The sequence below is a fragment of the Photorhabdus aegyptia genome, from assembly GCF_000612035.1.
In the GTDB taxonomy this organism is placed as follows: domain Bacteria; phylum Pseudomonadota; class Gammaproteobacteria; order Enterobacterales; family Enterobacteriaceae; genus Photorhabdus; species Photorhabdus akhurstii.
Genome location: NZ_JFGV01000015.1, coordinates 68,501 through 79,484, shown reverse-complemented (window position 1 = coordinate 79,484; position 10,984 = coordinate 68,501). Strand labels below are relative to the sequence as shown.

Annotated in this window: 12 protein-coding genes, 1 pseudogene and 1 riboswitch; of the genes and pseudogenes, 12 read left to right on the top strand and 1 reads right to left on the bottom strand. The window is 50.0% G+C overall.

Annotated features, from left to right (window positions below):
* Positions 1–91: 91 nt before the first annotated feature.
* Positions 92–202: pseudogene (locus tag BA1DRAFT_RS24495) on the bottom strand (nitrate reductase); the annotation flags it as partial.
* 346 nt (positions 203–548) lie between these two features.
* Positions 549–735: riboswitch (cobalamin riboswitch) on the top strand.
* A 101-nt stretch (positions 736–836) separates the two neighbouring features.
* On the opposite strand from BA1DRAFT_RS24495, the gene BA1DRAFT_RS06950 reads away from it, so the two are divergent.
* From BA1DRAFT_RS06950 to BA1DRAFT_RS06895, 12 genes are read left to right on the top strand one after another with little or no spacing between them, the layout of a single operon-like run.
* Positions 837–2,219, top strand: coding sequence for a cobyrinic acid a,c-diamide synthase CobB (locus BA1DRAFT_RS06950; RefSeq protein WP_036777425.1), 1,383 nt, complete (start codon positions 837–839; stop codon positions 2,217–2,219).
* On the top strand, positions 2,216–3,175 hold the full coding sequence (gene cbiB / locus BA1DRAFT_RS06945) for an adenosylcobinamide-phosphate synthase CbiB (RefSeq protein WP_036777398.1): 960 nt from the start codon (positions 2,216–2,218) through the stop codon (positions 3,173–3,175). The genes BA1DRAFT_RS06950 and cbiB overlap by 4 nt, the downstream gene beginning before the upstream one ends.
* 15 nt (positions 3,176–3,190) lie before the next feature.
* Positions 3,191–3,823, top strand: coding sequence for a cobalt-precorrin-8 methylmutase (locus BA1DRAFT_RS06940; RefSeq protein ID WP_036777396.1), 633 nt, complete (start codon positions 3,191–3,193; stop codon positions 3,821–3,823).
* Positions 3,820–4,971, top strand: a complete 1,152-nt coding sequence (gene cbiD, locus BA1DRAFT_RS06935) for a cobalt-precorrin-5B (C(1))-methyltransferase CbiD (RefSeq protein WP_051560686.1) — start codon at positions 3,820–3,822, stop codon at positions 4,969–4,971. Before BA1DRAFT_RS06940 ends, cbiD begins: the two co-directional genes overlap by 4 nt.
* Complete coding sequence (locus BA1DRAFT_RS06930; RefSeq protein ID WP_036777394.1) at positions 4,968–5,570, top strand: cobalt-precorrin-7 (C(5))-methyltransferase; 603 nt, start codon at positions 4,968–4,970, stop codon at positions 5,568–5,570. Before cbiD ends, BA1DRAFT_RS06930 begins: the two co-directional genes overlap by 4 nt.
* On the top strand, positions 5,560–6,129 hold the full coding sequence (locus tag BA1DRAFT_RS06925; protein ID WP_036777392.1) for a decarboxylating cobalt-precorrin-6B (C(15))-methyltransferase: 570 nt from the start codon (positions 5,560–5,562) through the stop codon (positions 6,127–6,129). Before BA1DRAFT_RS06930 ends, BA1DRAFT_RS06925 begins: the two co-directional genes overlap by 11 nt.
* Positions 6,122–6,895 carry a cobalt-precorrin-4 methyltransferase gene (locus tag BA1DRAFT_RS06920; protein ID WP_036777390.1) on the top strand — a complete coding sequence of 258 codons (774 nt, stop codon included), beginning with the start codon at positions 6,122–6,124 and terminating at the stop codon, positions 6,893–6,895. Before BA1DRAFT_RS06925 ends, BA1DRAFT_RS06920 begins: the two co-directional genes overlap by 8 nt.
* Entirely contained in the window at positions 6,876–7,937 is a 1,062-nt protein-coding gene (cbiG, locus tag BA1DRAFT_RS06915; protein WP_036777388.1) for a cobalt-precorrin 5A hydrolase, read from the top strand. Before BA1DRAFT_RS06920 ends, cbiG begins: the two co-directional genes overlap by 20 nt.
* Positions 7,931–8,656, top strand: a complete 726-nt coding sequence (locus BA1DRAFT_RS06910) for a precorrin-3B C(17)-methyltransferase (RefSeq protein ID WP_036777387.1) — start codon at positions 7,931–7,933, stop codon at positions 8,654–8,656. The genes cbiG and BA1DRAFT_RS06910 overlap by 7 nt, the downstream gene beginning before the upstream one ends.
* Positions 8,653–9,438 (top strand): cobalt-precorrin-6A reductase, encoded by a 786-nt coding sequence (locus tag BA1DRAFT_RS06905; protein WP_036777385.1) that lies wholly within the window; start codon positions 8,653–8,655, stop codon positions 9,436–9,438. Before BA1DRAFT_RS06910 ends, BA1DRAFT_RS06905 begins: the two co-directional genes overlap by 4 nt.
* 13 nt (positions 9,439–9,451) lie before the next feature.
* The gene (gene cbiK, locus BA1DRAFT_RS06900; RefSeq protein ID WP_036777384.1) at positions 9,452–10,246 is read left to right on the top strand and encodes a sirohydrochlorin cobaltochelatase; all 795 of its coding nucleotides are present in this window, start codon (positions 9,452–9,454) and stop codon (positions 10,244–10,246) included.
* A complete protein-coding gene (locus BA1DRAFT_RS06895; protein WP_036777382.1) occupies positions 10,246–10,959 on the top strand; it encodes a cobalt-factor II C(20)-methyltransferase in 714 nt (237 codons plus the stop codon). Before cbiK ends, BA1DRAFT_RS06895 begins: the two co-directional genes overlap by 1 nt.
* The last annotated feature ends 25 nt before the right edge of the window (positions 10,960–10,984 follow it).

The window sequence follows — 10,984 nt, the reverse complement described above, 5'->3', positions numbered from 1 at the left end:
AAGCTCCTGAAGACGTTTTTGCTTGTATTGGCTAATCCGACTTTTTCTCATTTGGATATCCTAGATCAAATTACTTATCTAGGACAGCCCCTAATTTATTAATATCGGCAAGTAATGGAATTAGCGGGCGCACTTGTTCTGATTTCGGTGAGTAATAAAAACAGGCGCCAAGAATGCGAGGTATGGAGGTATCTAATAACATAGGTAGTTCTCATTGTGATTTATGGTTATATAGATGATGTAAGCAGTGATTTTACGATAAGAAACATCATAAGCTTATGTGATATGAATAGATAGTTGATTATGATCAATGATTAATCTATTGCGGTGTTGTTACCATCTTTATCACCAGATTGATGGTGGTTTTTATTATAAAGAGCATAAATTTATCGCCGAAAATAATAAAATTACCCGCTTTATTGGTATGGAAAAATATATTTAATCTACATTTTAATTCAACGAATTTAATAAGGTTATTATGGTAAAAGTGAATATGTATCATTAGTTATCTAATGATTTAATAACTTGAAGAGTAGACCACGTTAAAAATAAACAAACCGCCGTTGGGTTAATACCGCACCTCAATGGTGTGGTTGGGAAGGAGGTGGAAATCCTCCGCAGCCCCCGCTGCTGTGATGCTGACAACTCCGCTGATGCCACTGGTCGGAAAGACTGGGAAGGTTGCGGGGAAGGGTGACGCTAAGCCAGAAGACCGACCTGACAGGCATGAGACATTAACTCCTTCGGTGGGAAGCGGGTTGTCATCCGAGTGGTGTGCGCAGTGTTGGCACGTCTTATTGGCGCTCATTCTCCGATCGATATATCGGGAATTTTCTATGCAATGGTCAGGCAGGAAGGCATTTGTTATCGCCGGTACCGGTAGTGGCTGTGGTAAGACTACGGTTACCCTTGGCATTTTGCGGGCATTGATGTTGAGAGGGTTAGCTGTCCAGCCGTTTAAAGTGGGGCCGGATTATCTGGACAGCGGCTGGCACAGCTCTGTATGTGGCGTAGCATCTCGTAATCTTGATGCATTTATGCTGCCGCCCGCGACCCTTAATGGTCTTTATAATGAGCATATGCGTCATGCTGATGTCGCGGTCATTGAGGGTGTGATGGGGTTGTATGATGGTTATGGTACTAACCCAAACTATTGTAGTAGCGCTGCAATGGCTAAACAGTTGGGATGTCCGGTGATTTTGTTGGTAGACGGTAAGGCTGTATCTACTTCTGTTGCCGCGACTGTTCTGGGTTTTTGTCGTTTTGATCCCTCTTTAACGATTGCGGGCGTCATTGTTAACCGCGTCAATTCTGAAAATCATTTCGAACTTATTCGTCATGCGATTGAACATTATTGTGGTGTTCCGGTGTTAGGGCGTTTACCCGTGATGAAGGATGTGTCATTACCGTCTCGTCATCTTGGCCTGATTCCTGCCCAAGAGCAGGCGGACAATGATGCTCGCTGGCAACAGCTGGCTCAACAGGTGGAGATGTATATCAATATTGATCGTCTGTTGGCGCTTTGTGACTGTCCTGCTTTACCAGAGGGGGAGACGCCATCATTGCCTGATCCCGCATTGGCTGATGGCTTGACGTTAGCGTTGGCAGATGATGAAGCCTTTAATTTTTATTACCCAGATAATCTGGAGATGTTGGAACGGGTAGGGGTACGTATTCGCCGTTTTAGTCCACTGCATGATCGCCGTTTACCCGATTGTCAGATGATTTATCTCGGTGGTGGTTACCCAGAAATATACGCCGCTAAGTTGGCCGCCAATAGTGCCATGCGGGAAGCCTTACAGGATGCTCATTATCGTCAAGTTCCCATTTATGCTGAATGCGGCGGCCTGATGTACCTTGGCAAATCGTTGACCGACGGAGAAGGGGCGAGTCATCAGATGGCCGGTATTCTGCCGGGAGAAAGTCATATGGGGACGCGGTTGATACGCTTTGGTTATTGTCAGGCTCAGGCCCGTTTTGACACGTTGCTGGCCGCAGAAGGTGAGATTTTACGGGGCCACGAGTTTCATTATTCTGATTTTATCAGCTCAGTACCCTCAGTCTTTGACTGTACTAAATGGCGTGACGGGATGGCAATACAGCAATGGGCCGGCGGCTATCAGGTACAACAAACACTGGCCAGTTATCTTCATATCCATTTTGCTCAGCGTCCTAGTTTGCTTGATCGCTGGTTGAGGTCTGCAAGGAGGCTGTTGTGACACTTGCTGCCTGGTTTGCTGCTTTCTTGCTCGATAGCTGGTTAGGTGATCCGCCGCATTGGCCTCATCCGGTGCGTTGGATTGGTAAGCTGATCTCTCTGGTACAACGGGCAGTTCGGCGCTGTTGTCACAGTGAACGTGCATTGAAAGTTGGTGGAGTAGGGCTATGGATAGTGGTTGTTGGGCTGACCTGGCTAGTAAGTTGGGGATGCTTGTGGCTGATGAACTCTATTCATCCTTGGGTCGGCTGGCTGGTCGAAGTGTGGATGATTTATACCCTGTTGGCTGGCCGTTGTCTGAGTGACACCGCGCTAGAGGTGCATAGCGTATTGAGGCATGGCTCTTTGGATGAGAGTCGCCAGCAATTGTCACGGATTGTCGGGCGGGATACTTCTCAACTGGATGCACCGCAAATCACGCGCGCAGTCGTGGAGACGGTGGCGGAAAACAGCGTTGATGGGGTTATTGCTCCGCTGTTTTTTTTGATGATTGGTGGTGCGCCGTTGGCAATGGCTTATAAAGCGGTTAACACCCTTGATTCAATGGTGGGGTATAAAACCCAGGAATACCGCGCTATTGGGTATGTTTCTGCGCGTATGGATGATCTGGCGAATTGGTTACCGGCGCGGTTGAGTTGGCTGTTATTGAGTGCGGCTGCCTGGTTTATCCGGCTTGATTTTCGCCAGGCGCTGCGTATTGGCTGGCGTGATCGTTATCAGCATACCAGTCCTAACTGTGGCTGGCCGGAGGCGACGGTTGCGGGAGCGTTGGGCATCCGCCTTGGTGGTCCGAATTGTTATTTTGGTGAACGAGTAGATAAACCCTGGATTGGTGATGAACGCCGTGAAATCTCGCTGATGGATATCCCGCGCAGTATCTATTTGATGATGATAGCTTCGCAACTGGCCTTACTGTTGTTTGCGCTGTTGCGTTTACTGTTGGTCGGAATGGCTTAGAAAAGGGCAAACAATATGAACTACCTCCAGAAACCTCAGCAAATTGAACAGAATAGCTTTGCAATCATTGGCGATATTATTGCCAGTGAGCGCCCCGATTATCGTTTTGTTGATGAGATGCAAGAAGCGGTAATTAAACGGGTGATCCATACCACCGCAGATTTTGACTGGTTGGATATTTTATGGTTCTCGCCGGGTGTGCTGGCCCGCATGACTGAGGCATTGCGTCGGGGATGCATCTTATATACCGATACGACGATGGCTCAGTCCGGTATCAATAAAGCGCTGTTACATCAGATGGGATGTGAATGCCGCTGCTATATCAGTGATCCCCGTGTAGTCGCGATGGCGAAAGCGCAGGGTATCACGCGTTCTATGGCCGCGGTAGATGTCGCACTGGCCGAAAAAGGCGACAAAATCTTCGTGTTTGGTAACGCTCCAACCGCTCTGTTCCGTTTGCTGGAAAGGCAGGCTGCGCCATTGGCGGTGGTTGGAGTGCCTGTCGGTTTTGTCGGTGCGGCGGAATCGAAAGCCGCGTTGATGCAAAGTGAATTGCCTTGTATCGCCGCCGCAGGTCGTAAAGGGGGAAGTAATATTGCGGCGGCGATTATCAACGCCATTCTGTACCGGTTGCGGGAGGCGCCATGAGTGACACTATTCAATTAAACACCATGCAACTAGACAGCATCTGGCATAACGGTAAGCAGTATCGCAAAGGTTATACCACGGGTTCCTGTGCTACCGCTGCCGCCAAGGTTGCCGCATTAATGGTGCTGCGTCAGCAAGTTATTGATCATGTTTCTATTGTGACACCTTCTGGTGTGACACTACGTCTTAACGTTGAACAGCCGCTGATTGAAGGCCAACAGGCGACTGCCGCTATTCGTAAAGATGGTGGCGACGATGTAGATGCGACGCATGGCATGCTGATTTTTGCCCGTGTCACTCTATGCGATCACGGTGAGATCCATCTGCGTGGTGGGGAAGGTGTGGGTACGGTTACTCGCAAAGGCGTCGGATTACCGGTAGGCAGCTCTGCGATTAATCGTACACCACGTCAAACCATTGAGGCAGCAGTACGGGAGGCCATCGGCCCTTTACGGGGCGCGGAGGTGGAAATTTTCGCACCGGAAGGTGAAGAGCGGGCAAAGAAAACTTACAACGGGCGATTGGGAATACTGGGCGGCATTTCCATCATTGGCACCACCGGTATCGTCACGCCAATGTCGGAAGAGAGTTGGAAGCGTTCTTTGGCGATAGAACTGGAAATGAAACGTTCGGCGGGTGCTGAAAAGGTCATTCTGGTGCCGGGCAATCACGGTGAGCGTTTTGTGCGTGAACAATTGGGGCTCGATGGTCAGCTAGTAGTGACCATGAGTAACTTCGTTGGTTACATGTTGCAGGAAGCGGTACGGCTTGGGTTCCGCCATATCATGTTGGTGGGGCATCCCGGCAAACTGGTGAAAGTGGCCGCAGGAATTTTCCATACCCACAGCCATATCGCTGATGGCCGCATGGAAACGTTGATTGCTTATCTGGCACTGATGGGGGCGTCGCAGGAACTGTTATTGGAAGTGAGTCGCTGCGATACCACGGAAGCCGCAATGGAACTGATAGCAGAACACGGCTTGCAAGCGGTTTATGACCGTATAGCCGAACGCATTTGTGAACGCATGCGTGAGATGTTGCGTTTTGCGGTTAACCCACCGTGCTGTGATGCCATCATGTTCTCTTTTGATAATCAGATACTTGGCACCAGTCGCCCATTGAATGACATTTTGGAGGCAATGCGATGATCACCGTAGTGGGAATTGGTCCCGGCGATACTGCGTATCTGATACCGCAGGCACAGCACTATATCACTGAGGCGGAGGTGTTGGTCGGTGGTAGACGTCACCTGGAGATATTTAGCGGTATCACCCATGAAACCCGTGTACTGGATGCTGATCTGGCTAGTTTGCTTGTTTGGCTACAGAACAACAGTACACGCCGGATTGTGGTGTTAGCGTCTGGTGATCCGCTGTTATATGGCATTGGCAAATTATTGTCTGAATATTTTACCGCAGATGATCTGCGCATCATTCCGGGTATCAGTTCAATTCAGTATCTGTGTGCCAAAGCTGCGCTGGATATGAACGATATCTATCTGACCAGCAGTCACGGGCGAGCCCCGGATTTTGGCTGGCTTCTGCAACACGACAAAGTAGGCATGGTAACTGATGGGCGCGTCGGCCCGCGGGCAATTGCGGAGGCCATTATTGAGCGTGGCCTGAGCCGTACATTGATTATTGGTGAAAACCTCTCTTTGACTAATGAGCGTATTCACCGTCTGCGGCCGGAAGCGGTGGCGACTGACTATGACATGAATGTGGTGGTGATCCTAAATGAGAGATGATGAATTTTTACGCGGACAGAAAGTGCCAATGACTAAAGAACCTGTACGTGCATTGGCGCTGGAGCGGCTGGAACTCAGCGATGCCAGCCAATTGATTGATGTGGGAGCGGGTACAGGCAGTGTGGCATTGGAGGCGGCGTTACGCTTCCCGGAGCTGACTGTTACTGCTATTGAACGCAACCCGGCGGCACTAGCCTTGATTGGGGAGAATCGTCAGCGGCTAGGTTGTCATAATGTGGAGATCATTGCTGGAGAAGCCCCGTTAGCATTGGATGTTATGGCCGATGCGGTGTTTATTGGCGGAAGTGGCGGGCAATTGACCGCTTTGATCGACTGGGCGCTGGATCACATGCACCCCGGTGGCCGTCTGGTACTGACTTTCATTTTGCTGAATAACCTGAATGATGCACTGGAACATTTGCGGACCTGTCAGATCAGTCAATTGGAGTGCATACAGCTACAAGCATCTACTCTAGCGACCTTGGGTACGGGTCACTATTTCAAACCGAATAATCCGACTTATCTGATTTCCTGTTACAAGGAGAAGATCGATGTCTGAATATTTTGATCCCAGAAAAGTGTGGTTTGTTGGGGCCGGACCGGGTGATAAGGAGTTGATCACCTTAAAAGGCTACCGTTTGCTGCAACAGGCACAGGTGGTGATTTATGCTGGTTCATTGATTAATACCGAACTGTTGGATTATTGCCCGCCAGAGGCTGAGTGTCATGATAGCGCCGGTCTGACGCTGGAACAGATTGTTGCGCTGATGGTTGAGGGTGTACGTGCGGGTAAGTTGGTGGTGCGACTGCAAACCGGCGATCTCTCGTTGTTCGGTTCCATACGCGAACAAGGGGAAGCGTTGACCGATGCGGGCATTAGTTTTGTCTCGATACCGGGTGTCAGTGCTTTCCTTGGGGCAGCCGCGCAATTAGGGGTGGAGTACACCGTACCGGAAGTGGCGCAAAGCTTGATCATTACCCGGATTGAAGGGCGTACACCGGTGCCGCCGCTCGAACAACTGGAATCCTTCGCCGCTCATCAAACGTCAATGGCGATTTATCTTTCTGTACAGAAAATGAGACATGTGGCTGCGCGTCTTCAAGCTGGTGGCTATCCGGCAACGACGCCGGTCGTGGTGATATACAAAGCGACCTGGGCTGACACGCTTACTGTACGTGGTACGTTGGCTGATATTGCTGAAAAAGTACAGGCAGCGGGTATTCGTAAAACCGCTTTGATTCTGGTCGGTGCTTTTTTGGGAGAAGAGTACCACTATTCCAAGCTTTACGATGCGGGGTTTAGCCATGAATATCGCCGGGCATGAATCGATTGCGGTGTTTTGTCTGACGCCGGGCGGGGTCAGACTGGTACGCCGGTTGCAAGCTCATCTTCCTCTGACCTGTTTTACCAGCGAAAAGCTATTGGAAGCGGGATTTACGCCTTTCAATGGCAGCTTTGGCGACACGTTGCGCGAGGCATTTAAATGCTATTCGGCGTTGGTGGTGGTGGCCGCGCTTGGCATCACGGTACGCCTGCTTGCGCCGCTCATAAACGACAAAATGCATGATCCCGCCGTGGTGGTGATTGATGAAGGAGGGCAGCATGTTATTAGCCTGTTATCTGGTCATGTGGGTGGGGCTAACGCGTTGACTCACTATTTGGCGGCGTTATTGGGGGCTGACCCGGTGATTACAACTGCCACGGATGTTAATGGGATGGCGGCGTTGGACACCCTTGCCACTCAATTAGATGCCGATATGCAGGATTTTCGCCATGTGGTGAAGGTGATAAATCAAATGTTGGTCAGTGGTCAAAAAGTGGGGTTGTGGTGGGATGAGCCACTACTTAACGAACGTGAGCAGTGTGATACCCGGGGTTTTGTCCCGGTAGCGAGTCTGGAGGAATTGCCAGAACTGGATGCGCTGGTGTGTATCACATTGCGAGATTCGTTGCCGGGATTGTCTCTGCCGGTTTACAAACTGGTGCCGAAACGAGTGGTGGCCGGGATTGGTTGTCGCCGGGATACGCCATTGCAAACAGTGATTGAGCTATTGCGGCAACAGATGGCGGAAAACCATTTCGATCTGATGGCGTTACGGGCCATCGGCAGTGTTGTCATTAAAAAGGATGAACCGGCGCTGAATCAACTTGCACAGCGTTGGCGTGTACCGTTTGAGTTGTTCAGTGTTAATGAATTAAGTCTTCATGAGCAACGCTTTCCTGCTTCCGATTTTGTGCGCCAGACGATAGGAATTGGCAGTGTTTCACAACCTGTCGCCTGGTTGATGAGCGAAGGAAAATTGGTTGGTCGGACCTTGCGTCAGCAGGGCGTCACTATCACTTTGGGGGTATCACAATCATGTTAACGGTAATCGGTATTGGACCAGGCAATGAATCCATGATGACGCAGGAGGCCATTGAGGCGATCCGCGAAGCTGAAATTATTGTCGGCTATAAAACCTACACCCATTTAGTTAAACATCTGACGATGGATAAAGAAGTGATTAAGACCGGGATGTGCAAGGAGATTGAACGCTGCCAGAGAGCGATCGATCTGGCGTTGTCCGGCCGTAAAGTTGCTTTGATCAGCAGTGGTGATGCGGGAATTTATGGCATGGCGGGTTTAGTGCTGGAATTGGTTTGCCAGCAACAATGTGATCTTGAAGTTAGGTTGGTCGCCGGGATCACCGCCAGTATTGCCGCGGCGTCGTTGTTGGGCGCGCCATTGATGCATGATTTTTGTCATATCAGTTTAAGTGATCTGCTAACGCCGTGGCCGATGATTGAGAAACGTGTTATTGCCGCCGCGCAAGCGGATTTTGTTATTTGCTTCTATAACCCACGTAGCCGTGGCCGGGAAGGGCATCTTGCCAAAGCATTTGAACTTATGCGGCCGTGGAAAGCAGCACAGACGCCGGTTGGCGTAGTAAAAGCGGCGGGACGTAAAAAACAAGATAAATGGATTACCACGTTTGGCGAGATGGACTTTTCCCCGGTGGATATGACCAGTCTGGTGATCGTTGGCAATCAAACGACCTATTGCCGTGATGGATTGATGATCACGCCACGGGGGTATGAATTATGAGCCATCCGGCTATCCATGTTTTTGGCGGCACCAGTGATGCTCGGTTGCTCTGTCAGGCACTAGACGCCGCAGGAGCACGTTATCGTCTCTCTGTCGCTACTGATGCAGGAAGACAACTGGCGGGAGATATTCAGGGAGAAGTGGTGGTGGGGCGAATGGATGCCGAGGCTATGGTGGATTACTTTGATCGGCATAAGGTACGTTGGGTGATTGATGCTTCTCATCCTTACGCAAATGCGCTAAGTCACAACGTGATCACCGCTTGTCGTCGTTTGTCGCTGCGGCTTACTCGTTATCAGCGTCCCAGTGAAATTGACTTACTGAGTCATCCACTGTTGCACAAAGTAAATAGTATTGAAGAGGCTTGCGACGTTGCCCGGGCACTAGGGCAACGGATCTTGCTCACCACCGGCAGTAAGCAACTGGAGCTGTATCAGCGTTTACTACCGGGAAAAACCTTGCTGGTACGGGTATTGCCGACCGCCGAGGTGTTGATTCAGTGTGAAGCGTTAGGATTGGGGGTTGATCATATTATCGCGTTGCGTGGGCCATTTACGGCTGAATTCAATCATGCAGTGTATGAATTTTGTCACCCTGATGTGGTGATCACAAAAGAGTCTGGGGCCGAGGGGGGATATCAACAGAAAGTCGCTCCCTGCCTGGCGCTTAATATTCCCTGTATTGTGGTGTGCCGACCTACACCGACTTTACCGGGAGATGACGGAGAGCAGATTAGTTCGCTGGATGAGTTTGTCCAACACCTAGCCAATTGGCAGGAATAATGAGGGCAATAAAATGAAAAAAGCACTATTAATCATCAGTTTTGGTACCAGCTATCATCAAACCCGACAAAAGAATATTGATGTCTGTGAACAACAACTGGCAGTGGCTTACCGTGATCGTGATCTGTATCGTGCATTCACCTCAGAGATGATCATCCGTAAATTAAAAAGACGTGATGGCCTACAGGTGGATAATCCACGTCAGGCGTTGGAGCGTTTGGTCAATGAGGGGTATCAGGATGTCGCTATTCAATCCCTGCATGTCATCAATGGTGACGAATATGAAAAGATCGTCAATGAAATGCGTTCCTTTAGCGATCATTTCCAACGATTAGTAGTAGGTACACCGCTGCTTAACAGCTTTGCCGATTATCAACAACTGCTTGTTGCCCTGAAAAGTCAGATGCCGCCGTTAGCTGAGGATGAACGCGTGGTGTTTATGGGGCATGGTGCAACCCATCATGCCTTTTCTGCCTATGCGTGCCTTGATCATCTTATGAGCGCACATAATTTCCCGGCGTTGGTTGGCGCGGTGGAGAGCTACCCGGAAATCGACCAGATCATTATTCGCTTGCGGCATCAGGCGGTGCGTAAAGTACATTTGATGCCATTAATGATAGTGGCCGGCGATCATGCGATTAACGACATGGCATCAGACGAGCCGGATTCGTGGCGTTCTCAACTGGAAGCTGTTGGGATCAAAACCCAATCTTGGTTACAGGGATTAGGTGAAAATCCGTTGATTCGCCAGATGTTCGTTCAACACCTGGCGGATGCGTTACAGGAAGATCAGCAGGAGGTGGTGTGATGAATGGGAGACTTTATGCTATAGGCGTTGGTCCGGGCGCCAGTGATTTAGTTACCGTACGTGCAGCTCGAATACTTGCTCGCCTTGATGTGCTTTATGCACCCGCTGGACGTAAAGGAGGGGATAGTCTGGCGCTCTCCATCGTGCGTGAATACCTGTTGCCTCACACGGAAATTCGTACCTGCCATTTTCCAATGAGCACTAATGGCGAAGAGAAACAGGCGGTATGGGATGAAGTGGCGCAACAACTGCAAGATGAAGTCGCAAAAGGGCTGCAAGTGGGTTTTATCACGTTGGGTGATGCCATGTTATTCAGTACTTGGGTCTTTTTGCTGGCGCGAATTGGTCGGCAAGAGTGGCTGGAAATTGTTCCAGGCATCACCTCTTTTGCCGCGATTGCCGCACGTACCGTCTTACCTCTGGCGATGGAACAGCAATCAATGGCGATCATGTCTTGTACCGCGCCGGAAGCCGAGCTGGCGCAGGCACTGCAAACGCATGATTGCGTAGTGCTGATGAAAGTTTATAACCGTTTTGCCGCCGTGAGTACGTTGTTGGCCCGCTTGAATTTGTTTGAACATGCTTTATTGATGGCGGATGCTACATTGCCAAGTGAACAGTGCTGGCGCCGTTTGGATCAGGTAGACGCCGATCGGAAATTACCTTATTTCTCCACTATTCTAGTGAATAAACAGTGGCATACGGAGAAATAAGTGCTGGAGCGGCAGCTAAAGCTGC